This is a genomic window from Nonomuraea sp. NPDC052265, from assembly GCF_044547985.1.
Lineage (GTDB): Bacteria > Actinomycetota > Actinomycetes > Streptosporangiales > Streptosporangiaceae > Nonomuraea.
Genome location: NZ_JBIUBJ010000005.1, coordinates 217,425 through 240,089, shown reverse-complemented (window position 1 = coordinate 240,089; position 22,665 = coordinate 217,425). Strand labels below are relative to the sequence as shown.

26 protein-coding genes and 1 riboswitch are annotated in these 22,665 nt (G+C 71.5%); of the genes, 14 read left to right on the top strand and 12 right to left on the bottom strand.

Annotated elements, in window-relative coordinates:
* Positions 1 to 48 precede the first annotated feature (48 nt).
* Positions 49 to 1,299 carry an MATE family efflux transporter gene (locus ACIHAD_RS18035; RefSeq protein WP_397355606.1) on the top strand — a complete coding sequence of 417 codons (1,251 nt, stop codon included), beginning with the start codon at positions 49 to 51 and terminating at the stop codon, positions 1,297 to 1,299.
* On the opposite strand, the gene gltX is transcribed toward ACIHAD_RS18035, so the two are convergent.
* Together gltX and ACIHAD_RS18025 are read right to left on the bottom strand one after the other, a co-directional pair.
* The gene (gene gltX, locus ACIHAD_RS18030; RefSeq protein WP_397355605.1) at positions 1,193 to 2,566 is read right to left on the bottom strand and encodes a glutamate--tRNA ligase; all 1,374 of its coding nucleotides are present in this window, start codon (positions 2,564 to 2,566) and stop codon (positions 1,193 to 1,195) included. The genes ACIHAD_RS18035 and gltX overlap by 107 nt on opposite strands.
* On the bottom strand, positions 2,559 to 3,335 hold the full coding sequence (locus ACIHAD_RS18025; protein ID WP_357697644.1) for a fumarylacetoacetate hydrolase family protein: 777 nt from the start codon (positions 3,333 to 3,335) through the stop codon (positions 2,559 to 2,561). Before ACIHAD_RS18025 ends, gltX begins: the two co-directional genes overlap by 8 nt.
* Positions 3,336 to 3,500: 165 nt before the next feature.
* Here ACIHAD_RS18025 and ACIHAD_RS18020 point away from each other — a divergent pair, with 165 nt between their 5' ends.
* Genes ACIHAD_RS18020 through ACIHAD_RS17990 form a run of 7 tightly spaced genes read left to right on the top strand, consistent with a single transcriptional unit; the run spans position 3,501 to position 6,489 of the window.
* Positions 3,501 to 3,986: an Asp23/Gls24 family envelope stress response protein gene (locus ACIHAD_RS18020; RefSeq protein WP_397355898.1), complete on the top strand. Its 486-nt coding sequence runs from the start codon at positions 3,501 to 3,503 to the stop codon at positions 3,984 to 3,986.
* Positions 3,983 to 4,309, top strand: a complete 327-nt coding sequence (locus tag ACIHAD_RS18015) for a hypothetical protein (RefSeq protein ID WP_397355604.1) — start codon at positions 3,983 to 3,985, stop codon at positions 4,307 to 4,309. Before ACIHAD_RS18020 ends, ACIHAD_RS18015 begins: the two co-directional genes overlap by 4 nt.
* Entirely contained in the window at positions 4,306 to 4,494 is a 189-nt protein-coding gene (locus ACIHAD_RS18010; RefSeq protein ID WP_352352177.1) for a hypothetical protein, read from the top strand. Before ACIHAD_RS18015 ends, ACIHAD_RS18010 begins: the two co-directional genes overlap by 4 nt.
* Positions 4,491 to 4,862, top strand: coding sequence for an Asp23/Gls24 family envelope stress response protein (locus ACIHAD_RS18005; protein ID WP_397355603.1), 372 nt, complete (start codon positions 4,491 to 4,493; stop codon positions 4,860 to 4,862). Before ACIHAD_RS18010 ends, ACIHAD_RS18005 begins: the two co-directional genes overlap by 4 nt.
* Positions 4,859 to 5,521 (top strand): DUF6286 domain-containing protein, encoded by a 663-nt coding sequence (locus ACIHAD_RS18000; RefSeq protein WP_397355602.1) that lies wholly within the window; start codon positions 4,859 to 4,861, stop codon positions 5,519 to 5,521. The genes ACIHAD_RS18005 and ACIHAD_RS18000 overlap by 4 nt, the downstream gene beginning before the upstream one ends.
* On the top strand, positions 5,518 to 6,084 hold the full coding sequence (locus tag ACIHAD_RS17995) for an alkaline shock response membrane anchor protein AmaP (RefSeq protein ID WP_397355601.1): 567 nt from the start codon (positions 5,518 to 5,520) through the stop codon (positions 6,082 to 6,084). The genes ACIHAD_RS18000 and ACIHAD_RS17995 overlap by 4 nt, the downstream gene beginning before the upstream one ends.
* A 24-nt stretch (positions 6,085 to 6,108) precedes the next feature.
* Positions 6,109 to 6,489 carry an antibiotic biosynthesis monooxygenase family protein gene (locus ACIHAD_RS17990; protein WP_397355600.1) on the top strand — a complete coding sequence of 127 codons (381 nt, stop codon included), beginning with the start codon at positions 6,109 to 6,111 and terminating at the stop codon, positions 6,487 to 6,489.
* Here ACIHAD_RS17990 and ACIHAD_RS17985 read toward each other — a convergent pair.
* A complete protein-coding gene (locus ACIHAD_RS17985; RefSeq protein WP_397355599.1) occupies positions 6,486 to 7,082 on the bottom strand; it encodes an HD domain-containing protein in 597 nt (198 codons plus the stop codon). The two genes, ACIHAD_RS17990 and ACIHAD_RS17985, sit on opposite strands and share 4 nt — an antisense overlap.
* A 130-nt stretch (positions 7,083 to 7,212) precedes the next feature.
* Between ACIHAD_RS17985 and ACIHAD_RS17980 the strand changes: the two genes are divergently transcribed.
* On the top strand, positions 7,213 to 8,844 hold the full coding sequence (locus ACIHAD_RS17980; protein WP_397355598.1) for a heparinase II/III family protein: 1,632 nt from the start codon (positions 7,213 to 7,215) through the stop codon (positions 8,842 to 8,844).
* On the opposite strand, the gene ACIHAD_RS17975 is transcribed toward ACIHAD_RS17980, so the two are convergent.
* On the bottom strand, positions 8,841 to 9,572 hold the full coding sequence (locus tag ACIHAD_RS17975; protein WP_397355597.1) for a PIG-L family deacetylase: 732 nt from the start codon (positions 9,570 to 9,572) through the stop codon (positions 8,841 to 8,843). The genes ACIHAD_RS17980 and ACIHAD_RS17975 overlap by 4 nt on opposite strands.
* 84 nt (positions 9,573 to 9,656) lie before the next feature.
* Here ACIHAD_RS17975 and ACIHAD_RS17970 point away from each other — a divergent pair, with 84 nt between their 5' ends.
* Positions 9,657 to 10,562: an aminoglycoside phosphotransferase family protein gene (locus ACIHAD_RS17970; RefSeq protein WP_397355596.1), complete on the top strand. Its 906-nt coding sequence runs from the start codon at positions 9,657 to 9,659 to the stop codon at positions 10,560 to 10,562.
* 24 nt (positions 10,563 to 10,586) lie between these two features.
* On the opposite strand, the gene cimA is transcribed toward ACIHAD_RS17970, so the two are convergent.
* Both cimA and ACIHAD_RS17960 read right to left on the bottom strand, forming a co-directional pair.
* Entirely contained in the window at positions 10,587 to 12,164 is a 1,578-nt protein-coding gene (gene cimA, locus ACIHAD_RS17965) for a citramalate synthase (RefSeq protein WP_397355595.1), read from the bottom strand.
* A gap of 196 nt (positions 12,165 to 12,360) precedes the next feature.
* Entirely contained in the window at positions 12,361 to 13,005 is a 645-nt protein-coding gene (locus ACIHAD_RS17960; RefSeq protein ID WP_397355594.1) for a DsbA family protein, read from the bottom strand.
* Positions 13,006 to 13,162: 157 nt separating this feature from the next.
* Between ACIHAD_RS17960 and ACIHAD_RS17955 the strand changes: the two genes are divergently transcribed.
* On the top strand, positions 13,163 to 13,810 hold the full coding sequence (locus ACIHAD_RS17955; RefSeq protein ID WP_397355593.1) for an O-methyltransferase: 648 nt from the start codon (positions 13,163 to 13,165) through the stop codon (positions 13,808 to 13,810).
* Between the two features lie 78 nt (positions 13,811 to 13,888).
* Positions 13,889 to 14,440 carry a Uma2 family endonuclease gene (locus ACIHAD_RS17950; protein ID WP_397355592.1) on the top strand — a complete coding sequence of 184 codons (552 nt, stop codon included), beginning with the start codon at positions 13,889 to 13,891 and terminating at the stop codon, positions 14,438 to 14,440.
* Between the two features lie 22 nt (positions 14,441 to 14,462).
* Here the strand turns inward: ACIHAD_RS17950 and ACIHAD_RS17945 are convergent, their stop codons facing one another.
* Together ACIHAD_RS17945 and ACIHAD_RS17940 are read right to left on the bottom strand one after the other, a co-directional pair.
* Positions 14,463 to 15,560 (bottom strand): branched-chain amino acid aminotransferase, encoded by a 1,098-nt coding sequence (locus tag ACIHAD_RS17945; protein WP_397355591.1) that lies wholly within the window; start codon positions 15,558 to 15,560, stop codon positions 14,463 to 14,465.
* 187 nt (positions 15,561 to 15,747) lie between these two features.
* On the bottom strand, positions 15,748 to 16,794 hold the full coding sequence (locus ACIHAD_RS17940) for a 3-isopropylmalate dehydrogenase (RefSeq protein ID WP_397355590.1): 1,047 nt from the start codon (positions 16,792 to 16,794) through the stop codon (positions 15,748 to 15,750).
* A gap of 99 nt (positions 16,795 to 16,893) precedes the next feature.
* Positions 16,894 to 17,055, top strand: a riboswitch (cyclic di-AMP (ydaO/yuaA leader).
* A 30-nt stretch (positions 17,056 to 17,085) separates the two neighbouring features.
* Here ACIHAD_RS17940 and ACIHAD_RS17935 point away from each other — a divergent pair.
* Positions 17,086 to 17,631, top strand: a complete 546-nt coding sequence (locus ACIHAD_RS17935) for a C40 family peptidase (RefSeq protein WP_397355589.1) — start codon at positions 17,086 to 17,088, stop codon at positions 17,629 to 17,631.
* Here ACIHAD_RS17935 and ACIHAD_RS17930 read toward each other — a convergent pair.
* Positions 17,615 to 18,607 carry an NAD(P)-dependent alcohol dehydrogenase gene (locus ACIHAD_RS17930; RefSeq protein WP_397355588.1) on the bottom strand — a complete coding sequence of 331 codons (993 nt, stop codon included), beginning with the start codon at positions 18,605 to 18,607 and terminating at the stop codon, positions 17,615 to 17,617. The two genes, ACIHAD_RS17935 and ACIHAD_RS17930, sit on opposite strands and share 17 nt — an antisense overlap.
* 177 nt (positions 18,608 to 18,784) lie before the next feature.
* Between ACIHAD_RS17930 and ACIHAD_RS17925 the strand changes: the two genes are divergently transcribed.
* Positions 18,785 to 19,411, top strand: a complete 627-nt coding sequence (locus tag ACIHAD_RS17925; RefSeq protein WP_397355587.1) for a DUF2306 domain-containing protein — start codon at positions 18,785 to 18,787, stop codon at positions 19,409 to 19,411.
* Here ACIHAD_RS17925 and ACIHAD_RS17920 read toward each other — a convergent pair.
* The 3 genes from ACIHAD_RS17920 to ACIHAD_RS17910 all read right to left on the bottom strand — a co-directional run bounded on the left by ACIHAD_RS17920 (position 19,384) and on the right by ACIHAD_RS17910 (position 22,607).
* Positions 19,384 to 20,070 carry a response regulator gene (locus ACIHAD_RS17920; RefSeq protein ID WP_397355586.1) on the bottom strand — a complete coding sequence of 229 codons (687 nt, stop codon included), beginning with the start codon at positions 20,068 to 20,070 and terminating at the stop codon, positions 19,384 to 19,386. The two genes, ACIHAD_RS17925 and ACIHAD_RS17920, sit on opposite strands and share 28 nt — an antisense overlap.
* A complete protein-coding gene (locus ACIHAD_RS17915; RefSeq protein ID WP_397355585.1) occupies positions 20,067 to 21,194 on the bottom strand; it encodes a sensor histidine kinase in 1,128 nt (375 codons plus the stop codon). The genes ACIHAD_RS17920 and ACIHAD_RS17915 overlap by 4 nt, the downstream gene beginning before the upstream one ends.
* A gap of 171 nt (positions 21,195 to 21,365) precedes the next feature.
* Entirely contained in the window at positions 21,366 to 22,607 is a 1,242-nt protein-coding gene (locus ACIHAD_RS17910; RefSeq protein ID WP_397355584.1) for an ROK family protein, read from the bottom strand.
* Positions 22,608 to 22,665: the final 58 nt, after the last annotated feature.

Sequence of the window (22,665 nt, the reverse complement as noted above, 5' to 3'; positions counted from 1 at the left end):
TCGTAACGCTATACCTCTAAAAGAGGTACAACGAAACGAGGTATTGGCATGCTCAGGCTGGCTCTCCCCATCTACGTGGAGCTGCTCACGGCCGTGGTCGCCGTGGGGGTGATCGACCTGCTGTGGGTCTCGGGGCTCGGGGAGGGCGCCATCGCGGCCGTCACCGTGGGCACCACGGCCGAATACCTGGCCTACGGGCTGTTCCTGGCCGTCCCGACGGGGGTGACCGTGCTCATCGGGCGGCGTGACGGGCACGCGCCGATCAGGCCCGTGATCAGGACGGGCTGGGTGTTGTGGGCCGCGTTCTCGGTCGCCGTCGCCGTCCCGGGCGTGCTGCTGCGCGAGCCGCTGGCGGCCCTGTTCACCGACGATCCCCGGCTGACGGCCGGTTTCTTCCTGGTCTCGCTGGGCGGGCTGCCGGTGTTCTTCGCCCAGACGGTCGTGGACGGGATCCTCAAGGGACTGGGCAACACGAGGATCCCCATGCGGAACGCGCTGATCTGCAACGCCCTGGTCATCGCCCTGGACCCGCTGTTCATCTACGGCCTCGACCTGGGCGTCCAGGGAGCCGCGCTGGCCACCGTGGCGGCGCGGCTGGTCACGCTCGGAGTGGCGGTCACCTCCGTCGTACGGCTCCGCGCCCCCGCCGGGGACGGCCTGCTCGCCGGCGAGGTGCTGCGGACCGGCCTGCCCATGTCGGGCGACTTCCTGGCCCGCTCCCTGGTGGGCATGGCGCTGGTGGAGATCGTGGCCGGGTTCGGCACGGCCGAGGTCGCCGGGTACGGCATCGGCCAGAAGATCATGCTGGCGGGGGTCATGGTCTTCTACGCGCTGCGCCAGGCGGCGATGATCCGTACCGCGCGGTCGGAGCCGGTCGGGTCGCCGCTGCGGCTCGGGCTGGTGACGGGGGCGGCGGTCGCGGTCGTGCTCAACGTGGTGGCCGCGCCCGCGGCCGGGCTGTTCACCGACGACCCGGCGGTGGCCGTGGGCTTCCTGCGGTGGATGGCGCTCTACCTGGTGCCGTTCGGCGGGCTGATCGCCGTCGGCGGGGTGCTCCAGGCGAGCGGAAGGGGCAGCCGCCTGCTCGCCGCCACGCTGGCGGGCTTCGCGGTGCAGCTGCCCCTCGCCTACCTGCTGAGCTCGTGGCTCGGTGTCACGGGGGTGTGGCTGTCGATGGCCGTCGGGGCGTCGCTCAGCCTCGCAGGCGCGCTAGCGCCGCTCGGATCCGCTCCGTGGCACGCTCGCGGCCGAGCACCTCGATCGACTCGAACAGCGGCAGGCCCACGGTCCGGCCGGTGATCGCCACGCGTACGGGGGCCTGGGTCTTGCCCAGCTTGAGCCCGAGCGGCGCGCCGACCTCCTCCAGGGCCTCCTTGAGCGACTCCGCGTCCCAGGGGACCGTCTCCAGGCGGTCGAGGTAGGCGGTGAGGATCTCCACCGGGGAGTTCTTCATCGCCTTGTCCCAGGACGGCTGGTCGAAGACGGGCTCGTCGAGGAAGAGGAAGTCGACGTTCTGCCTGATCTCCGACAGCACGCCGATGCGGGTCTGGGCCAGCGCCGCGACCTTGCTGAACAGCTCGCGGTCCCAGGTGGGGTCGAGGTAGGGCGAGCAGCGCTCCTCGAAGGTCTCCAGCGGCAGCGCCCTGATGTACTCGCCGTTGAAGGCCCGCAGCTTCTTCTCGTCGAAGAAGGCGCTGGCGGAGTTGACGTCCTCAAGCCTGAACAGCGGGACCATCTCGGCCCACGGCATGATCTCGCGGTCCTCACCGGGGCCCCAGCCGAGCAGCATGAGGTAGTTGACCATGGCCTCGGCGAGGTAGCCCTCGTCGCGGTAGTCCTCCAGGGCCACCTTGTCGCGGCGCTTGGACAGCTTCTTGCGCTGCTCGTTGACGATCACCGGCAGGTGGGCCCAGACCGGCGGGGTCGCGCCGAGCGCCGGCCACAGCAGCACCTGCTTGGCGGCGTTGCCCAGGTGCTCCTCGCCGCGCACGACGTGCGTGATGCCCTGGGTGATGTCGTCGACGGCGTTGGCCAGCACGTAGAGCGGCGAGCCGTCGGTGCGGGCGATCACGAAGTCTTCCTGGGCCTCGTTGGGGAACTCGACGTTGCCCCTGATCAGGTCTTCGACGACGGTGACGTCCTCGTCGGGGGTGCGGAAGCGCACCGCGCCCTCGGTCAGGCCGCGCTCACGGCAGAACCCGTCGTAGCCCTTGTGCTCGGAGCCGGTGCGGGCCACCAGGGTCTCGCGGGTGCAGTCGCAGTGGTACGCCTTGCCGTCGGCCAGCAGCTTGGCCACGGCCTCGCGGTGCTGCGGCTCGTAGGCCGACTGGAAGTAGGGGCCCTCGAACACCGGGTTGGTGCCGTTGATGCCGATCCAGTCGAGCGCCGAGATGATGCCCTCGGTCCACTCCGGACGGTTGCGCGTGGCGTCGGTGTCCTCGATGCGCAGGACGAAGCGGCCGCCGGACTGTTCGGCGAGGGCCCAGTTGAACAGCGCCGTACGGGCGCCGCCGACGTGGAACATGCCGGTCGGGGACGGGGCGAAACGCACCCGTAGATCAGTCACGGGAGACCACCTTGTTCGTGAGAGTGCCGATGCCTTCGATGCCGACGCTGACCTCGTCGCCGATCTCCAGCGGGCCGACGCCCGCCGGGGTGCCGGTCAGGATGACGTCGCCGGGGATCAGCGTCATGACCGCGCTGACGTAGGCGACCAGCGCGGGGATGTCGTTGATGAGCTGGCTGGTGCGGCCGCTCTGCCGGATCTCGCCGTTGACCGTGGTGGTCAGCGCGAGGTCGCTCGCGTCGAGATCGGTCTGGATCCAGGGCCCGAGCGGGCAGAACGTGTCGAAGCTCTTGGCCCGGGTGAACTGCACGTCCTTCTTCTGCAGGTCGCGGGCGGTGACGTCGTTGGCGCAGGTGTAGCCGAAGATGACGTCCTTGACCCGGTCGACGGGCACGTCGCGGCAGAGCCTGCCGATCACCACGGCCAGCTCGCCCTCGTAGTCGACCCGGTCGGACAGCGAGGTCGGGTAGGCGATGGCCTCGCCGTGGCCGATCACCGACGTGGACGGCTTCATGAAGATGAGCGGCTCGTCGGGCACCTCGTTGCCCATTTCGCGGGCGTGCTCGGCGTAGTTCCTGCCGATGGCGACGACCTTGCTCGGCAGCATCGGGGCCAGCAGCTTCACCTGGGACAGCGGGAAGCGGTCACCGGTGAACTGCACCTGGCCGAACGGATGGCCGGAGACCGTGGAGACGAACTCCTCTCCAGGGCCGCCTTCGACCACGCCGAACGACACGCCTTCGCCTGTGGAGAACCTCGCTATACGCACCTGACAAGGCTATCGCCGCCGCCGCAGGGGTCCGCCCACCGCCGCAAAAGTCAGGAACCCTCCATAAATGCCCCCAGAGTCCGTTTTGTGGGGCATCGGAGGTGATTAACCGGATATCTCTGCTTATCAGAGACTTCTAGGAGGTGACGGAACGTGCCGGACACGATGGTCAACCAGACTTCTGCCGTACCGCGGGCCAGAACGCAGGAGGGTGGACCGGCGACCTCGCTGGTCACCGACAAGGGCACCACCAGCATCGACGACGTCGTCGTAGCCAAGATCGCCGGGCTGGCCGCCCGCGAGGTCTCCGGCGTGTACGCCATGGGCGGCGGCGCCGCCAGGGCGCTCGGCAGCGTGCGCGGCATGGTCGGCGGCGAGCGCAGCGTCGCGCAGGGCGTCTCGGTCGAGGTCGGCGAACGCCAGGCGGCCGTGGACATGGACCTGGTCGCCGAGTACGGCACCGCCATCCCCGACCTGGCCGCCGCCGTGCGCAGGAACGTCATCGCGGCGGTCGAGCGCATGTGCGGCCTGGAGGTGACCGAGGTCAACATCCGGGTCGACGACGTGCACCTGCCCGGCCAGGACCGCGACAGGGACAGGGACGACGGTCGCCGCGAGGTCATCGAGCAGCCGGAGCCCCGGGTCCAATGACCCGGCCCGACGCCCCGGCCTGCGACAGGGCCGACGCCGAATCCGACGCCAAGGCGGAGGCCGGGGCGCTGGCCGAGCTCGTACGGGCCTGCCCCGGGGTGGCGGGCCTCTCCGGGGGCCCGTTCGGGACGGTGGCGACGTACCTGCGCGGCGAGCGGGTCACGGGCGTCTCGGCCGACGGGGACGTGGTGGAGGTCGCCATCGTGGCGACCCTGGAACGGCCGCTGCCCGAGACCGCCGAGGACGTCCGCCAGGCGGTGTGGAAACTGGCCGGCGGGCGTCCCGTCAACGTACGCATCGACGACGTGGTGGAGGAATCATGAGCAACGTCCCTTGGCTGCCGGTCATCGGCATGGCGGTCGGCATCATCCTCGGACTCGCGGGGGCCTTCGGCGGCCTCGGCGCGTTCCTGCTCGTCCTCGTGCTCGGCGCGGTCGGCTTCCTGGTCGGCAAGGTCGCCGAGACCGGCGAGCTGAACCTGTCGGGCCTGACCGCGAGGCGGCGATGACCACGACCGCTCCCCAGGTGACGGTTCCCCGGCAGCGGCTCGCGCCCGCGGACGAGCCCGAGCGGCGGGGCCGTACCGAGATCGCCGACCGGGTGGTCGCCAAGATCGCCTGTTGCGCGGCGCGGGAGGTTCCCGAGGTGCGCGACGTGCGGCTGGGCGGCGTGCCGTGGACGCGCTCGTCCAGCGCCGAGGTGCGCGGCGAGCGGGCCACCCTGAGGCTGAACGTGACCGTCGGCTACCCGGCCCCGCTGCGCGCCGTGGCCGCGCGGCTGCGGGAGCACGTGCGCACCCGGGTGGCCATGCAGACCGGCCTGAACGTCACCCGCCTCGACGTGACCATGACCGATCTGGCGGGAGGCCCGGAATGACCCGCCCCCTCCCGTCCCAGGAGCCTGAGGAGACGCGGGGGGCCGTCCCGGCGGGCGGGGCGGGGGCGCATCGGGACGAGCCGGGCGCGGCGCCGCCGCGGGACAAGGGGGCCGACCGGGCCGCGGTGCGCGCCTTCCGGCCGCAGCGCCGGGTGCCGGCCATCGTGGTCGCCGTGCTGCTCACGCTGCTGGGCCTGCTGGTCGCCGCCGAGACGGTGTCCGCGCTGGTCGGCAGCCCGCTGCGGTGGCTGCCGTACGACCGGATGCTGGCGTGGGCGTCCACGACGCCGTGGTCGCACCCGCTGGTCCTGGCCGGGGCCGCGATCGTGGCGCTGATCGGCCTGGCGCTGCTGGTCACCGCCCTGGTGCCGGGACGGCCGCGGATGGTCCCCGTACGGACCGGCGACCCCGACCTGATCATCGGGGTGCGTCCCAAGAGCTTCACCAGGGCCCTGGAGCACGCCGCCGAGGAGGTGCCGGGGGTTCGCTCGGCGCACGCCACCCTCCGCGGCCACACGGTCGCCGTCACCCCCGCCACGTCCGGCTGGGACGACGAGGGCTTCGGCCGGGCCGTGCGGGAGGCCGTGCTCACCAGGCTCGCCGGGCTGGACCCGGTGGAGCCGTACCGGGTGGCGGTCAACGTCAAGGAGCGCCGATGAACAGGCGGACCGGACGCGGCAACCGCTGGGGGCTGGCCCTGGTCGGCCTGGCGCTGGCCGTCCTCGGCGCTCTCGCGCTGGCCCGCGGCCTGCTGGGGCCGTCCACGCCGATCGTGGACGCGGGCACGCGCGGGTTCTTCGCCCGCAACAGCCCGCTCGTGTGGTGGGCCGTGGCCGCCGTGTCGGTCCTGGTCGCGCTGCTGGCCTTGCGCTGGCTGGTCGCGCAGGGCCGCAGGGACGCCCGCACCCGCCTGCGCCTGGAGAGCGGCCCGGACGGCGTCACCGAGATCGCGGCGGGCGGGATGGCCCACGCGGTCGCCGCCGACGTCGAGGCCAGCCCCGCCGTCCTGAACGCCGACGCCGACCTGGTCGGCCCGCGCGGCCACCCGGAGGTACGGCTGCGCGTGGCCGCCGACGAGGCCGCCCCGATCGCCGAGCTGAGCGAGCACCTGTCCAGGGTCACCCTGCCGAACCTGCGGGACGCGCTGGACAGGGATCACGTACCGGCGGTGGCCCGCGTTAGCCTGGAGCCCTCACCTGCGACGCAGCGGGTCGTGCGCTAAGACTTCGCCGAGAGGGGTCCTCCGTTGTCCATCGTGAAGATCAACGTCCTGACCGTGCCCGCCGAGATGCGCGAGGAGCTGGAGAAGCGCTTCTCGGGCCGGGCCGGGATGGTGGAGTCGGCCGACGGGTTCGAGTGGTTCGAGCTGCTGCGGCCGGTCGAGGGCACCGACCAGTACCTCGTCTACACGCGCTGGCGCAGCGAGGAGGACTTCCTGACCTGGCAGCAGGGGCAGGCGTTCCAGCGTGGCCACGCCCAGGCCGCCGCCGCGGCCGGCGGGCAGGGTCATGGGCAGGGTCAGGGGCAGGGTCAGGGGCAGGGTCACGGACACGGTCAGGGCCCGGCGGCGACGGACTCCCAGGTGTGGAGCTTCGACGTCGTGCAGAGCGCCGGGCCCAAGGGTTAGGCGTCGAGGGGGTTGGCGGCGATCCGGTCGGCGATCCCGTCGCGGACGAACCGGCCGGCGAAGCTCGACGGCTTGCGCGCGCCCTGGTCGGAGATGCAGGCGGCGAACTCCTTGGCGATCTCCAGCCGCGGGTAGCGCTCCAGCACCTCGCGCCGCACGCCGTCGGGGATGTCCTCGGTACGCCGGCCGGAGATGTCCATGCCCGTGGAGAGCTCCAGCAGGTGGCCCTCCGGGTCCTCCTCCACCGGCACCTCCTCCCACATGTGGCGGACGATCACCTCGGAGGCGCGCAGCCTGCGCTCGGGCGACCAGCCGGCCCCCGCGCAGAAGGCCCAGGCCACATGACCGCCGGCCTCCTCGTACGGCACCGTCTGGCTGTCGAACTCGGCGACCAGGCCGATGTCGTGCAACATCGACGACACGTAGAGCAGCTCGGCGTCGAAGTCGATCGCCCGGCTCCGGGCGTACGCGGCGGCCCACAGGTAGGCGCGCACGCAGTGGTTGAGCAGCGAGGGCGTCTGGTAGCGCGTGGCCACCTCCAGCGCGCCGCGGCAGGCGGGCGTGTCGGGCAGCACGATGTCGTCGAATCTCACAGCTCCCAGCATGACATCCGCGGCGCCGCAGGCATCGGGCCGTTAACGATCCGGCACGCGACTTGACCGCTTGATCGTGATTCCGAAAGCATGTCCCGCCCTCACTTTCTTGTCCGGAAGGAACCCTGGCGTGCGCCGGCTCGCGATACCTCTTGCCCTCACACTCGCGATCAGCGGGCTGGTGAGTCCGGCGCAGGCCGCCGACAAGGTGACCCGCACCGCGCAGTGCCAGGGAGACTGGCTGCCTGGCACGCCGACGGCCGAGGACGTCATGAAGGGCGAGATCTCCCTCGTGGGGCTGCCGGCGTACAAGCTGGGCAAGGACATCGACTGGGGGGCGAGCCCGTACCGGAACCGGTCGTGGGAGTTCGTCTTCCAGTCGCTGCGCTGGATGGGCACCCTGGTCGTGGCCTACGAGAACACCGGCGAGCAGCGTTATCTGGATCGTGCCACCGAGATCGCCAAGGACTGGGTGGCGAGCAACCGGCGCGGCGCCGCCGCGACCAAGCCGTACGTGTGGAAGGACCACCCGGTCTCGCTGCGCACGCAGCCGCTGCTGTGCCTGAGCATGCACGTCAAGGACAGCTGGCTGAAGGACAGCCTGGCCGACCACGCCAAGCTGCTGTCGGACGCGCGGCTGTACAAGAAGGGCCACAACCACGGCATCGACCAGGACATCGCCCTCATGGGCATCGGCTGCCGCTACGGCCGCTCCGACTGGTCGAACCTGGCCTCCAGGCGGCTGACCGGCACGGTCAAGCTCGACGTCGACTCCCAGGGCGCGCTCATGGAGCAGGCCCCCCGCTACGCGGTCTACGTGTACGGCCGCCTCCAGGTCGCCATCACCAACATGAAGGCGTGCGACCGCAAGGTGCCCGCCGAGATCAGCCGGCGGGCCGAGGCGCTGAAGGACTTCATCGCCCACTCCACGATGCCCAACGGCTACATGGCCCCGATCGGCGACGGCAGCGCCGAGACCGAGCCCAAGATGGAGACCGGCACCCCGAAGCAGAAGGTCAAGGTCTACAAGGCCGGCTACGTCTACGGCCGGACGGCCTGGGGCAAGCCGAACTCGTCGTACTACTCGATCAGGTTCGGCCCGGCCATGAAGTTCCACGGGCACGAGGACCACCTGGGCGTGACGTACTACGCCCAGGGCCGCGACATCCTCATGGACGGCGGCTTCCACTCCTACGAGAAGAGCGCCTACCGCTACTGGACGCTCTCCCCCGAGGCGCACAACGTGCCGACGGTCGAGGGTGCCCGGTTCCGGCCGCGCACCTCGTCCAAGCTGACCAAGACCTCCTACGGCAAGGACCGGCAGGCCTTCCGGCTCACCGACAGGGCCTACGGCGTGAGCCGGACGCGTTCGGTGCTGGTGAACCACGGCGAGGACCTGATGGCGGTGCTCGACACGGCCTCCGGGGGCAAGAAGGTCAGGAACCTGTGGCGGTTCGCGCCCTCGTACAAGGTCGTCTCGAACTCCGGCGGCAAGGTGGTGCTGGCCGACGGCGCCTTCAAGGTGACGCTGATGCAGTTCTCCTCGTGCGAGCGGGTCGGCGGGCAGAAGGTCGAGCGCGGCGGCAGGCTGGGCTGGGTGTCGCCCACCTACCTGGCCAAGGAGGCCACCAACGTGGTGGTGTCGCCGGCGGCCAGGTCGCTGCTGACGGTGATCGTGCCGGGGACCGACTCGCCGAAGGTGTCGTGCTCGGGGGGCAAGCTCAAGGTCGAGGGCCAGACCTTCTCCGCCGGCCTGCTCTAGAACGCGATCCTGCGGTACCACTCGTTGGAGAGCATCTGGGCGCGGGCCCGCTCCGGCAGGCCGGTCAGCATGGTCATCGACGCGCCGCGCCCGACCTCGGATTCGTGGGCGAGCATCGCCGCCCACTTGCGCTCCGACCAGCGCGACACGTCGATCGCGGCCGAGACCTGGTCGTCGGGGACGCCCGGCAGGGCCTGGCCGGGCTCCGGGTCGGCGCCGAAGACCGCCCGCCAGTGTGACGTCACGACCGAGCGCGGGATGGTCGCCAGATAGAGCGCGTGCGGCCGCCAGGGGTCGCCCGCGTCGCGGTGGAGCTGGTCGTAGCCGGCCGCCTCGACGGCGGCCAGTGTGACGCGGTGCACGTGGATGTGGTCGGGATGCCCGTAGCCGCCGAAGCCGTCGAAGGTGAGCACGACGTCGGGCCTGACGTCTCTGATGTGCTCGACCAGCAGGCCCACCGCCTCGTCGAACGGCACGTCGAGGAAGCGCGGGCGGCCGGGGGCGGACTCGGGCTTGCGCGCGTCGGCGAAGCCCAGCAGCCGGGGCTTGCCCGCGCCGAGGATGTCGAGGGCCCGTTCCAGCTCCTGCGCGCGCCGGGTGCCCTCGGCCCAGGTGCAGGTGACGACGGCCGTCCTCGCGCCCTCGTCGGCGTATTTGGCGAGGGTGCCGCCCGTCCAGATCGCCTCGTCGTCGGGATGGGCGTGCACGCCCAGCACACTGAAGCTCATGGAGCACCATCGTATGGAAGCCGGGCACCGCTCCGGACCCGCGTAGGCTCTGGGCGAGACATCCGGCGCGAGAGAAATGACCCGATGAGCGAGCCCGTACCCCATGATCTGCTGGAGATCGCCGACGCGCTCGTGCCCGGCCTCCCCCTCGGCACGGCGCGGCTGGCCCGTGGCGGGATGCACGACGTCGTCCTGGTGCCCGGAGTGGCGGCCGTACGGGTGGCCCGGCGGCCGAACGCGTCCGAGGCGCTGCCGCGGCGGACCGAGCTGCTGCGCGCGATCGCGGCCGCCGGGCTGCCGTTCGCGGTGCCCGAGCCGCTGACGCCGGTGACGGCGTTCGGGGAGCGCGCGGCCGTGGCCGTGTCCTGGGTGCACGGGACCGGGCTCGACGAGGGCCGGGGCGACCCGGCGCTGATCGGCGACCTGCTCGGAGCCCTCCGCGAGCTTCCCGTCACCCCGGAGCTGCGTGCCCTGCTGCCCGCCCCGCGCTCGTACGCCGGGCCCGCGAGCTGGAGCACGATCCTCGCCGAGGAGGTGCTCCCCCGCTTCCCCGCCAGGTGGCGCGACGAGGGACGGCGACGCCTGGACGACGCCCTGGCCCTGGAAGCGGTCCCCGACTCGCTGGTCCACGGCGACCTCGTCGGCGGGAACGTCCACTGGGACGAGAACGGCAAGCTGGTCGGCGTCCTCGACTGGGACCGGGCGCACCTGTTCGACCCGGCGATCGACGCGGCCTTCATGGGCTGGCACGGCTGGGACAACCTGCGCGCGGCCGTCGACGCCGGAACCTACCGGCGGGCGGTCACGTGGGAGCGCGCGTTCGGGGTCAACCAGCTCGTCGCCCTGCTCGTGCTCGACGGCGGGCCGCTGACCCTCGCCGACAGCTTCACGACCCACGTCGTGGCCTGGCTGGACGAGGACGGCGGCCCCGACCGGGCCGCCGGTCCCGGGCACCGGGTTCCACGCGGAAGGCGGGCCGAGCGGCCCTGAGGGTGGAGCCCCCAGGGCTCGGGGTCAGCCGCAGTCGCGGCCCGCGCGCAGCAGCCCGTACGTGACCGCCTGCTCCAACGCCTGCCAGGAAGCGTCGATGATGTTCTCGGCCACCCCCACAGTCGCCCACTCGGCGGTGTCGTCGCTGGAGGTGATGAGGACGCGGGTGACGGCGTCCGTACCGTGGGTGCCTTCGAGGATGCGGACCTTGTAGTCCACCAGCTCCAGCCTGGCCAGCTCGGGGTAGAGCTGCTCAAGCCCCTGCCGCACGGCCTTGTCGAGGGCGTTGACGGGCCCGTTGCCCTCGCCGGTGGCGACGATGCGCTCGCCCTTGGCGTGCAGCTTGACGGTGGCCTCGCTGACCAGCTCGCCCCCCTTCGTACGCTCGACGATCACCCGCCACGACTCCACCTCGAAGTGGCGCCGGCGCGCCCCCTGGACGGTGTCGCGCAGCAGCAGCTCGAACGACGCGTCCGCGGCCTCGAAGGTGAACCCCTGCGACTCCAGCTCCTTGACGCGCTCGACGAGCGTCTTGGTGTGCTCCGGGGTCAGCTCGTAGCCCAGCTCGCGGCCCTTGAGCTCGACGGAGGCGCGGCCGGCCATGTCGGAGACGAGCATGCGCATGTCGTTGCCGACGGCGGCCGGGTCGATGTGCTGGTAGAGGTTGGGGTCGACCTTGATCGCGCTGGCGTGCAGGCCGGCCTTGTGCGCGAAGGCGGACATGCCGACGTAGGGCGCGTGGGAGTTGGGGGTGACGTTGGTGACCTCGGTGATCGCGTGCGCGATGCGGGTCATGTCCGCCAGCGCCTCCTGCGGCACGAGGTCGAAGCCGCGCTTGAGCTGGAGGTTGGCGACGACGGTGAAGAGGTTGGCGTTGCCCGAGCGCTCGCCGTAGCCGTTCGCGCAGCCCTGGACGTGCGTGGCGCCCGCCTTGACCGCGGCCAGGGTGTTGGCGACGGCGCAGCCGGTGTCGTCGTGGCAGTGGATGCCGACGCGGGCGCTGGTCTGGACGGCCGCGTGCACGGTCTCGGCCAGCTCGTCGGGCAGCATGCCGCCGTTCGTGTCGCACAGGGCGATGACGTCGGCCCCGGCCTCGGCGGCGGTCCGCAGCACTTCGAGCGCGTAGGCTGGGTTGGACTTGTAACCGTCGAAGAAGTGCTCGGCGTCGAGGAAGACTCGCTGTCCCCCCGCACGAAGGTGAGAGACCGTGTCGCGGATCATCGCGAGGTTCTCCTGGAGAGTCGTGCGGAGGGCCAGCTCCACGTGCCGGTCGTGGCTCTTGGCGACAAGGGTCACGACCGGCGCGCCGGATTCGCGCAATGCGGCTACCAATGGGTCGTCGGCGGCCTTCACACCGGCCCGGCGGGTCGCGCCGAACGCGGCGAGCTGCGCGTGCTTCAGGTCGAGCTCTGTTCGAGCGCGCCTGAAGAACTCTGTGTCCTTGGGGTTGGCGCCAGGCCAGCCCCCCTCGATGAAACCGACGCCCAGGCTGTCCAGGTGCCGCGCGATGGCGAGCTTGTCGACGACGGTGAGGTTGAGTCCTTCCTGCTGCGCGCCATCGCGCAGCGTCGTGTCGTAGACGTGGAAGCGGTCGTCGGCCATGAAGTCTCTTCTTTCGGATCCGTGTCCTGGAAAACAAAAAGACCCCTCACGGACGTGAGAGGTCTGCGCGCTGGCGGTGTCCCTGTGTCAGCCAGCGCGCCTGCCGATAATGAGCAGACTGTAGAACATGGTGCCTGTCAGTCTGCCACAGGGATTCACCATCTGGCACATCGGTCTCAACTCGTGGACACGACCTTTACACTTGCACGCCGGCGCCGCCGGTGACGGCGCGTTCGAGCGCCGCCGGGTCGAACACCTCGTTGCCGAGCTGCTGCCCGTTGAGCAGGACGGTCGGCGTGCCCTGGATGTGGATCTTCGCGGTCTCCGCCAGGTGCGTCTTGGCGTACGACTGCGAGGTCACGCACTCGTCCACCGAGGCGCCGGCCTTCCTGGCCGCCGCGACCAGCTCCTGCACGGTGAAGCCCGAGGCCGTGCCGTGCGGGGCGGGCTGCATCGCGTAGAGCTCGTCCCTGAAGGCGAGCCAGTTGTCCTCCGGCATGCATCGGGCGGCGGCCGCGGCCCTGATGGAGTTGGAGCGCATGGGCTCGTCCTGGAAGATCGTCACGGGGTGGAAGACGACCTTGAGCCTGCCCTCCCTGGCCAGCTTCTGGATCGTGCCGTCGACCTTGGAGTGCATCTCCTTGCAGATCGGACAGTCGAAGTCCTCGTACACGTCGAGCACGGGCGCGTCGCTGGACCTGTCCGCCAGGACCATCGAACCGTCGAGCTGCCTGGTCAGGCGTACCGACCCGGCCGTCTCACCCGGCTCCGAGAAGGCCAGCACACCCAGCACCACCAGCGCCGCACACGCGACCACGACCGCAACCAACCGCTTCATCATCCGCCCACTTCCAGCTCACCGATCGCGCAGACCCTACCAACGACAGAACCGCTCTCCGGACAGCCGCCAGGGCCGGGCCCGGCGCGGCGGCCGTCGGCGGACCTCTCATTGGTACCTGATGACGGTGAGAGAACGCTGTGAGGAGAGAATGACCTTCATGAAGGCGAACCTCCTCGACCCCGCGGTGGGCCGGTACATCCTCGACCACTCCACCCCGCCCGACTCCCTGCTGGAGGAGCTGGCGCGGGAGACCGCCGAGGCGACGGGCGACCGCGCCGGCATGCAGATCTCCGCCGACCAGGGCCGGTTCCTGACCATGCTCACCCAGCTCGCGGCCCCGGCCGTGGCGGTCGAGGTGGGCACGTTCACCGGCTACTCCTCGATCTGCATCGCGCGGGGGCTGTCCGGCGGGCGGCTGCACTGCTTCGACGTCAGCGAGGAGTGGACCTCGATCGCCCGGCGCTACTGGGAGAAGGCGGGCGTGGCCGACCGCGTCTCGCTGACCCTCGGGCCCGCCCTGGAGACGCTGGCCGCCTTCGACGAGCCCGTCGATCTGGCCTTCCTCGACGCCGACAAGGACAACTACCCCGGTTACTACGAGTTGCTGGTCGAGCGGCTGCGGCCGGGCGGCCTGCTGCTGGCCGACAACACCCTGCGCAGCGGGCACGTGGCCGACCCGGCGCACGCGGAGACGACGACGGTGCAGATCCGCGAGTTCAACGACCTGGTGATCGAGGACCCGCGGGTGAGCGTGGTCATGCTGCCGGTCGCCGACGGGATCACGATGATCAGGAAGAACCACTAGATCACGGGACGCCGGAACCGTGCCGCCATTACTCTGAGTGATCCTCAGGAGACCCCCGGAAAACATGAGGACGGCGGCATGGTCAGGCCCCTCGAAGAGCGCTACCGCATCGTGCGCGAACTCTTCCCCCAGTTCCGCATCGAGACGGTCCAGGGCCGGATCGTGGTGAACGAACCGGGCACCTGGCAGCACAACATGATCCTGTCCAGGACGTTGTTCCAGCTCGCCGCCGCGATGGCCGGCCGGGGCTGGGAGATCTGGCCGAACATCTCCGTCTACCTGGGGCCCGGCCACGACCTCTACGTGCCCGACCTGGCCGTGGTCCCCCACCGGCCGCGCCTGCACGAGGAGCACGCCGTCCACGGCGCCTCGACGATCCTGCTCGTCGACGTCGTCTCGGTGGCCACGACGTACGACGTGCACTTCGTCAAGACCGGCGGTTACGCGCGCGGCGGGGTGCCGCTCTACCTGGTGATCGACCCGTTCCAGCGGCTGGTGACGCTGTACGGCGGGCCCGGCGGGACGCGTTACCGCAGCGAGAACGTGGTCTCCCTGGGCGAGCCGGTGTTCCTGCCCGAGCCGTGGAACGTCAACGTCGACACCGCGGCCCTGACGGAGGCCGGCGCCTGAACGCCGGCCCCCTGGCGGGGCACTAGACGATCTTGTGAATCCAGTCGCGGGTGTCGGGGCGGGCGCCGTACTGGATGCCGACGAGCTCCTCGCGCACCCGCATGGTCACCGGGCCCGGGGTGCCGTCGGCGATGGTCCAGGAGCGGTCGGCGCCCCTGACCGAGCCCACGGGGGTCACCACGGCGGCGGTGCCGCACGCGAACACCTCGGTCAGCTCGCCTGCGGCGCAGGCGGACTCCCACTCGTCCACCGAGATCAGCCGCTCCTCGGTCTCCAGGCCGAGGTCGTCGGCCATCTCCAGGATCGACTCCCGGGTGATGCCGGGCAGCAGGGTGCCGGTGAGCGCCGGGGTGACGAGCTTGTTGCCGAAGACGAAGAACAGGTTCATCCCGCCCATCTCCTCGACGTACTCGTGCTTGTGGGCGTCGAGCCAGACGACCTGGTCGCAGCCGTTCTCGACGGCCTGGCGCTGGGCGACGAAGGCGGCGGCGTAGTTGCCGCCGCACTTGGCGAAGCCGGTGCCGCCGGGCGCGGCGCGCGTGTACTCGGTCGACAGCCACACCGAGACGGGCTTGATGCCGCCGGTGAAGTACGAGCCCGCCGGCGAGGCGATGACCATGTACTTGTAGGTCTTGGACGGGTAGTTGACGCCGAGTCCGGGCTGCGTGGCGAACATGAACGGGCGCAGGTAGAGGCTGTGGCCCTCGGTGGTGGGCACCCACTCCTTGTCGGCCGAGACCAGGAGCGCCAGCGACTCCACGAACGCCTCCTCCGGCAGCTCCGGCATGGCCATGCGCTCGGCCGAGCGGTTGAAGCGGGCGGCGTTGGCGTACGGGCGGAACGTCACGATCGAGCCGGCGATCTGCCGGTACGCCTTCAGTCCCTCGAACAGCTCCTGCGCATAGTGGAACACCGAGGTCGCGGGGTCGAGCGAGAGCGGCCCGTACGGCAGGAGCCGGGCGTCGTGCCACCCCTCGCCCTCGGTGTAGTCGATCGAGATCATGTGGTCGGTGAAGACCTGCCCGAATCCGGGGTTCGCCAGTACCTGCTCCCGCTCGGCCGCGGTGCGAGCGTGGTCGGAATGCTGCACGTCGAAGCTGAGCTTCTGAGCGATGGTCATGACGACGGTCCTTCTCTCTGCGAATCTGCGATTCTGAAAGCTACTGCCCACGAGCAGTATTCGTACTTCCTATTGTCTTGCCATTTGGGATGGCAAGAGGCAGTTGGGATGGTTCGGTCCCTCTGGACGCAAAAAGCGCCTGGCAGCCCTCTCCGGGACCGCCAGGCGCGTACGGGGCTAGACGGTCCTAGCCGGATACTCGCGCGGAGATGTCGTCGCCGATCTCGCTGGTCGTGCGGCCGGCGCGGCCGGTGACGCGCTCGGCGATGTCGGCGGCCACGGCCTGCTCGACCTTGGCGGCCTCGGCGTGCAGGCCGAGGTGGTCGAGGAGCATGCCCACGGACAGGATGGTGGCGGTCGGGTCGGCCTTGCCCTGACCGGCGATGTCGGGCGCGCTGCCGTGCACCGGCTCGAACATGCTCGGCGAGGTGCGCTCGGGGTTGATGTTGCCGCTGGCCGCCAGGCCGATGCCGCCGGCGATCGCGGCGCCGAGGTCGGTGATGATGTCGCCGAACAGGTTGTCGGTGACGATCACGTCGAAGCGCTCGGGCTGGGTGACGAAGAACATCGAGGCCGCGTCGATGTGGCCGTAGTCGGTGGTGACGTCGGGGAACTCCTCGGCCACGCGGTTGACCGTGCGCTGCCAGAGGTCGCCGGCGAAGGTGAGCACGTTCGTCTTGTGGACGAGCGTGAGCTTCTTGCGGGGCCGCGACCGAGCCTTCTGGAAGGCGTAGCGCACGACGCGCTCGACGCCGTGGGCGGTGTTCAGCGACTCCTGGGTGGCGATCTCGTGCGGCGTGCCGCGCCGCACGACGCCGCCGGTGCCGGCGTAGAGGCCCTCGGTGCCCTCGCGGACGACGACCATGTCGATGTGCTCGGCGGTGGCGCCGGCCAGCGCGGTCTCGACGCCCGGGAACAGCTTGACCGGACGCAGGTTGACGTAGTGGTCGAACTCGAACCGGAGCTTGAGCAGCAGGTCGCGCTCCAGGATGCCCGGCGGCACGCTGGGGTCGCCCACGGCGCCGAGCAGGATCGCGTCGTAGCCGCGCAGCTCTTCGAGCACCGCGTCGGGCAGCGTCTCGCCCGTGCGGTGGTAGCGGGCTGCGCCCAGGTCGTAGTGGGTGGGCTCGATCTTCGTGCCCACGGCCTCCAGGGCCTTGAGCCCTTCGGCTACGACCTCGGCGCCGATGCCATCCCCAGGGATGACGGCCAGGCGGATGTTACGCGACTCCATGGGCGGTACCTTACCGGCTCGTCTCGGCTGACGAACACATCATCTCAACCTCCGGACAATCCGTTTTGGGGGGATTGCGACCTTTTGACCGTTTCGTTAGAGTCCGACGAGCCTAATCCACGCAGCCGCTGCGTGGAGCCGGGGACCCATCTCTCCCCCCGGGGCGAATCGGCACCGCTCTCCCTCCAGGAAGCACCGCCGTAGGGCTACTTCCAGGCCCGAGCCCGTCAGCTAACCCGGCCGGCCACGTGGAAGGACAGTCCCCTGTCTAGCATCGCCATTCTCCTGGCGGTGGCAGCGGGCGGCGCAGGTCTCGCGCCCGCAGCTCCCGCCGACCCCTCCCCCGCCATCACCCTCACCGGCCCCCAGGTGAAACAGGTCCAGGAACGGCACGTGCCGAAACCGGCCTGGAAGGTCGCCCTCGAATACGCCATGGACAAGCGCGGCACCCCGTACGTGTGGGGCGGCGCCAGCGAACGGGGCTACGACTGCTCGGGCCTCATGCTCCGGGCCTACGAGGACGCCGGCATCGAGCTCCCCAGAACCGCCGCGGAGCAGTACGGCGCCTTCTCCAAGAAGATCGCCTGGAAGGACCTCGAACCAGGCGACCTGGTGTTCTTCAGCGGCCTCGGCCACGTCGGCATGATCTCCAAGCCCGGCTACATGGTCCACTCCCCCCACACCGGCGACGTGGTGAAGGAGGAACGCCTGTCGCAGTGGCGCAGGCAGGCCTTCGTCGGCGCGGTACGCCCCGACCCCAAGGGCGTCAAGCGCTGGGCGGACTACGCCAAGCTCCGCAAGGCCCCCGCCCCCGCCATGCTCACCGCGACCCTGTGACGACGACCTTCCCCGGGGCGTGTCCCTCCTCCTGGTAGCGGACGGCCGCCGGGATCTCGCCGAACGGGAAGGTCCTGTCGATGACCGGGGTGACCTCCCCCCGCTCGACCATCCCGGTCAGCGTCAGCAGGTTCGCCCTGTTGCTCCCGCAGCGGACCACGTCCGCCCTGACGATCCGCTGCGGGACGAAGGGCGCCGACGCGAGCGCGGCGAACATGTGGCCGGCCGGCTGCACCCAGCGGCCGGCCGGCCCGCCGACCAGCACGTACGTGCCCTTCCTGGTCAGCGCGCGGCGGCAGTCCGACAGCCGGCGGCCGCCCGCGACGTCGAGGAGGACGTCGAAGCGCCGGTCCGACGCCGCGAAGTCCTCCTTGGTGTGGTCGATGACGTCGTCCGCGCCGAGCGAGCGGACCAGGTCCGCGTTCCGCCCGCTGCACACGCCGGTGACGTGGGCCCCCATCGCCTTGGCCAGCTGCACGGCGAACGTGCCCACACCGCCGGACGCGCCGTTGACCAGCACCTTGTGGCCCGGCTGGACGCGTCCCTCGTCGCGCAGCGCGATGAGCGCGGTGTTGGCCGCCATCGGCACCGCCGCCGCCTGCTCGAACGACAGACACTCCGGCTTGGGCGCCACCTCGCTCTGCCGCAGGCAGACGTACTCGCCGAAGCCGCCCTGAAGGGACATCGCGTACACCTCGTCGCCGGGGCGGAACAGCGTGACGTCCTTGCCCGCCGCCTCGACCTCCCCCGCCACATCGGCCCCGAGGACGGCGATCCTGGGCCGGCGCAACCCGACCCCGCCGCCCATGACCCGGGCCAGGTACGGCTCTCCCCGCATGAAGTGCCAGTCATAGGGCTGCACGGACGTGGCCCGCACCCGGACCAGCACCTCGTCGTCGCGCGGCACGGGCCGCTCGACGTCGGTCAGGACGAGCTGGTCGGGCGAGCCGAACGTGCGCAGGACGTAGGCCTTCATCGTTTCCTCCCTCGTGGACGTGCCGCCAGTGTGGGCGCGACCTGCGCGGATGCTCAACGGTCGAAAGGCGACGGCTCGATGGCCGAAAGGACGACGGCCCGTCCCGCCGATGGTGCGACCCGGGAGGGGCCGTCCGCGCGATGACCCGGCAGGGCCGCGCCGGTCACGCTCTCAGGCATGAGATGGATCGCACCCGCCGGGCTGCTCACGCTCAGCGTCGTCCCCCTGGTCGCCGGCGCCCTCCGGGTGACCGAGCTGGCCTCCGGCGCCGCCGTCACGGCGGACAACGCGCGGTTCTTCGCCATGCCCCTGCCGGTGCTGCTGCACATCCCGGCGTCGCTGGTGTTCTGCGTCCTCGGCGCGTTCCAGTTCCAGGCCGGGTTCCGGGCCGGGCGGCCGGGGTGGCATCGCGCGGCGGGGCGGGTGCTGGTGGCGAGCGGGCTGGTCGCGGCGCTGTCGGGGCTGTGGCTGACGCTCTTCTCCGACCTTCCCGCGGGCGACGGCGCGCTGCTGGCCGCGTTCCGGCTGCTGTTCGGGACGGCCATGGCCGCCTGCCTCGTGCTCGGCCTGGCCGCGATCCGGCGGCGCGACGTGGCCCGGCATCGCGCCTGGATGACGCGCGGGTACGCGATCGGGCTCGGCGCGGGCACGCAGGCGTTCACCCTGGCGTTCGGGCCGGCCGCCTTCGGGCCGCCCGGTGAGCTGGGCCGGGCGCTGCTCGTCGGCGCGGGCTGGGTGATCAACCTGGCGGTGGCCGAGACGATCGTCCGCCGGGGTCAGGTGCGTACGCGGTCGGTCTCGTAGGCCCACATGGCGATCTCGACGCGGTTGCGCACGCCGAGCTTGGTCATCAGGCTCGCGACGTGGCTCTTGACCGTGCTGAGCGAGATGTGCAGCTCGGCAGCGATCTCGCTGTTGGTCCGGCCGCGGGCCACGGCGCGCAGGATCTCCTCCTCGCGGCCGGTGAGCGCCTCGACCGGCTGCGCGGGCGCCTCGGTACGCCCGGCCCCCGCGAAGGCGGCCAGCAGACGCGCGGTCACGCTCGGGGCGATGAGCGCCTCGCCGCCGGCCGCCGCGGTCACCGCCTGGGCGAGCAGCGCGGGACCGGCGTCCTTGAGCAGGAAGCCCCTGGCTCCGGCGCGGAGGGCGGCGTAGACGTACTCGTCGAGGTCGAACGTGGTGATCACGACCACCGCCATGGGGTCGGCGACGTCGGGTCCGGCCAGCTCCCGGGTGGCCGAGATGCCGTCGAGGCCGGGCATGCGGATGTCGAACAGGCACACGTCGGGGCGCAGGCGGCGGGCCAGCTCGACGGCCCGCCTGCCGTCGCCGGCCTCGCCGACGACCTCGATGCCGGGCTGGGCGTCGAGGATCATCCTGAGCCCGGTACGGGCGATCTCCTGGTCGTCGGCGACGAGCACCCGGATGACCCCGGCCTCCAGCCGGTCGCTCACGGCACTCATGCGGCCTCCTTGGGGAGGACGGCGGTGACCGTCCAGCCACGGTTGGGGTTGGGGCCCGCCTCGCAGGTGCCGCCGAGCAGGGCGGCGCGTTCGATCATGCCGATGAGACCGTATCCGGGGGCGGCGACGCCGCCGGCGCGGTCGCCGTCGTCGCTCACGGTCAGGCGTACGGAGGCGTCGTCGGCCGTGACGCGGACGGTGATGTGGGTGGCGTGGCGGGCGTGCCGCCGGGCGTTGGTGATCGACTCCTGGGCGATCCGGTAGAGCGCGGCGCCGGCCGACGGCGGCAGATGGCCGAGCCCTTCCGCGATCTCCACCTCGACCGCCGGGCCGACGCGCGGGCGTCCGGCGAGCTGCCGCAGGTCGTCGAGGTGGCGGCCCGGAGCCAGTTCCGCCGGCTCGTTCCTGCGCAGCACCCGTACCATGGCCCGCATCTCGGCGAGCGTGCGCGACGCCTCCGCCTCGATCACCCGTAGCGCGTCGGTGGCCGCGCCCGGCTCGGAGGCGGCGGTGGCCAGGCCCGCCTGGGCGCGGATGGCCATGGCCGAGACGTGGTGGGCGACGGTGTCGTGCAGGTCGCGGGCGAGCTGTTCGCGTTCGAGCAGCTTGACCTGGTCGAGCTCGCGCAGCCGCGCGCCGGCCCGGTACCGGAAGGCGCTGCCCAGCCCTACGGTCGCGACCAGCACGCCGAGCGCCGGGACGATGTCGCCGGGCGCCATGCGTCCGGCGACCAGCGACAGGCCGACCGCGACGAGTCCGGCCGCCATCCCGGCCGCGGCCTCTCGCCCCGAACCCCACCGGAACAGCGCGTAGAGCACGATCGTCACGAAAGCCAGCGTGTACGTCTCCACCGGCTCGCCGCCGGTCAGCAGCGGGGCCAGGGCGGTGACGCCGAAGACGAGCGCGACCATGAGCAGCGGCCTGGTCCGGCGCCACAGCAGCGTGGGGATCAGCGCGAGGGTGACGGCCGTCGAGACCACCGGCCACCGGAGGTCGGGCCGCAGCGCGCCCTCGATCACCGCGACCGGCACGAGCACCGCGACGAGCGCCCAGTCGCGCCACACCCGCACCGGCGGGCCAGGAGGACGAGGCTCGCGCCACACAGAACGAACGAGGGCGGCCACCCCCTCATCGTAAAGGCCCCCCTCCTCCCCCCAGAGCCCCAAACCCCCACCAACCCCCGCCCTCTCACCACCCGAAGCCTCCGGCCACTGAGGGGCCAGGCCAGGGGGCCGGAGAGCAGAACCAGGGAACGAAACCGGGGGGCCAAGCCGGTCCGGGGCCGTTGGGAACGGTCAGTGTTTGCGGGCGTCGAAGATGAGGTCCCAGGCTCGGGACTTGGCGTGGGCGACCGCTCCCAGCAGTACGCCGCTGTCGCCGAGCATGCTGGCCACCACCCGCGGGCGCAGCGGCCCCAGTTCGGCGATGCGGCGCTCGACGGAGGCGCCCAGCAGGTCGAGGTTGCGGCCCACTCCCCCGCTCAGCACGATCACCTCCGGATCCAGCACCGCCGCCACGGCCACCAGCAGCCCGCCGATGCGGCGGCCCTCCGCCTCCACCACCGACCTGGCCGTCTCGTTCCCGTCGGCGGCGGCGGCGAAGACCTCCCTGGCCGTCTCCAGCTCCAGGCCCGCCGCCCGCGCGGCGCGCACGACACCCGGCGCGGAGGTGACGGCCTCGGTGGCACCGTGCACGAACGAGTCGGTGTCGCGCGCCGAGGAGCCGGTGCCCCGCGCGAGGGAGTCGGTGCTGCGTGCGTGGGGGTTGGCGTCGGGCGGGGTGGGGTCGGGCGGTTCTTCTGGGGCCGGGACGTAGGAGATCTCGCCGGCCGCGCCCCGCGCCCCGACGTACAGCTCGCCGTTGATCACGATGCCCATGCCGACGCCCGTGCCGATGGACACCAGGGCGAAGGTGGCCTTGCCGCGTCCGGCGCCGTGGGCGTGCTCGCCGACGGCGGCCAGGTTGATGTCGTTCTCGATGACGAGGTCGACGCCGAGGGCCGCGCGCAGGTGGTCGGCCAGGTCCGGCGGGCCGGGCAGGTTGGGGGCGAAGTCGAGGCCGCCGCGGACGGGGTCGTACACGCCGGGCGAGCCCACCACCGCGCAGGTGATCGCCCCCCACTCGACCTCCGCCTCGCGGGCCGCCGCCCTGGCCAGCTCGCCGACCAGCCCGGCCAGCTCGGCCGAGGTACGGGCCGTGTTGCGCCCGTCGGTACGCCCCGCGAAAGCGCCGCGCAGGTCGGCCACGGCCACCCTGATCCAGTCGCGACCGATGTCGATCCCGGCGACGTGGGTGGAGGCGGCGTTCACGTCGTAGAGCGAGGACACCGGGCCGGGCCGCCCGGACACCTCCCCCACCAGGTGGACCAGGCCGTCCTCCTCCAGCCCCGCCAGGGCGGCCGAGACCGTGGGCTTGGACAGGCCGGTGCTCTTGGCCAGGTCGGCGCGCGAGGCCGGGCCGTGCTCGTGGAGCTGGTCGAGCAGGCGGCGCTCGTTGAGCACCCGCAGCAGCCGTGGATTGGCCAGGTCGCGTCGCATGTCCGGCCTCCCTCCGAGGTGCACTCTAGCCAACTCGCCTGATAGTAAACTACCTTTC

What these genes read in the sequence shown, in the direction of transcription:
- ACIHAD_RS18035 (WP_397355606.1), top strand. Translation starts at nt 49, where the DNA reads ATGCTCAGGCTGGCTCTCCCCATCTACGTGGAGCTGCTCACGGCCGTG.
- ACIHAD_RS18020 (WP_397355898.1), top strand. Translation starts at nt 3,501, where the DNA reads ATGGTCAACCAGACTTCTGCCGTACCGCGGGCCAGAACGCAGGAGGGT.
- ACIHAD_RS18015 (WP_397355604.1), top strand. Translation starts at nt 3,983, where the DNA reads ATGACCCGGCCCGACGCCCCGGCCTGCGACAGGGCCGACGCCGAATCC.
- ACIHAD_RS18010 (WP_352352177.1), top strand. Translation starts at nt 4,306, where the DNA reads ATGAGCAACGTCCCTTGGCTGCCGGTCATCGGCATGGCGGTCGGCATC.
- ACIHAD_RS18005 (WP_397355603.1), top strand. Translation starts at nt 4,491, where the DNA reads ATGACCACGACCGCTCCCCAGGTGACGGTTCCCCGGCAGCGGCTCGCG.
- ACIHAD_RS18000 (WP_397355602.1), top strand. Translation starts at nt 4,859, where the DNA reads ATGACCCGCCCCCTCCCGTCCCAGGAGCCTGAGGAGACGCGGGGGGCC.
- ACIHAD_RS17995 (WP_397355601.1), top strand. Translation starts at nt 5,518, where the DNA reads ATGAACAGGCGGACCGGACGCGGCAACCGCTGGGGGCTGGCCCTGGTC.
- ACIHAD_RS17975 (WP_397355597.1), bottom strand. Translation starts at nt 9,572, where the DNA reads ATGAGCTTCAGTGTGCTGGGCGTGCACGCCCATCCCGACGACGAGGCG.
- ACIHAD_RS17970 (WP_397355596.1), top strand. Translation starts at nt 9,657, where the DNA reads ATGAGCGAGCCCGTACCCCATGATCTGCTGGAGATCGCCGACGCGCTC.
- cimA (WP_397355595.1), bottom strand. Translation starts at nt 12,164, where the DNA reads ATGGCCGACGACCGCTTCCACGTCTACGACACGACGCTGCGCGATGGC.
- ACIHAD_RS17960 (WP_397355594.1), bottom strand. Translation starts at nt 13,005, where the DNA reads ATGATGAAGCGGTTGGTTGCGGTCGTGGTCGCGTGTGCGGCGCTGGTG.
- ACIHAD_RS17955 (WP_397355593.1), top strand. Translation starts at nt 13,163, where the DNA reads ATGAAGGCGAACCTCCTCGACCCCGCGGTGGGCCGGTACATCCTCGAC.
- ACIHAD_RS17950 (WP_397355592.1), top strand. Translation starts at nt 13,889, where the DNA reads ATGGTCAGGCCCCTCGAAGAGCGCTACCGCATCGTGCGCGAACTCTTC.
- ACIHAD_RS17945 (WP_397355591.1), bottom strand. Translation starts at nt 15,560, where the DNA reads ATGACCATCGCTCAGAAGCTCAGCTTCGACGTGCAGCATTCCGACCAC.
- ACIHAD_RS17940 (WP_397355590.1), bottom strand. Translation starts at nt 16,794, where the DNA reads ATGGAGTCGCGTAACATCCGCCTGGCCGTCATCCCTGGGGATGGCATC.
- ACIHAD_RS17930 (WP_397355588.1), bottom strand. Translation starts at nt 18,607, where the DNA reads ATGAAGGCCTACGTCCTGCGCACGTTCGGCTCGCCCGACCAGCTCGTC.
- ACIHAD_RS17925 (WP_397355587.1), top strand. Translation starts at nt 18,785, where the DNA reads ATGAGATGGATCGCACCCGCCGGGCTGCTCACGCTCAGCGTCGTCCCC.
- ACIHAD_RS17920 (WP_397355586.1), bottom strand. Translation starts at nt 20,070, where the DNA reads ATGAGTGCCGTGAGCGACCGGCTGGAGGCCGGGGTCATCCGGGTGCTC.
- ACIHAD_RS17910 (WP_397355584.1), bottom strand. Translation starts at nt 22,607, where the DNA reads ATGCGACGCGACCTGGCCAATCCACGGCTGCTGCGGGTGCTCAACGAG.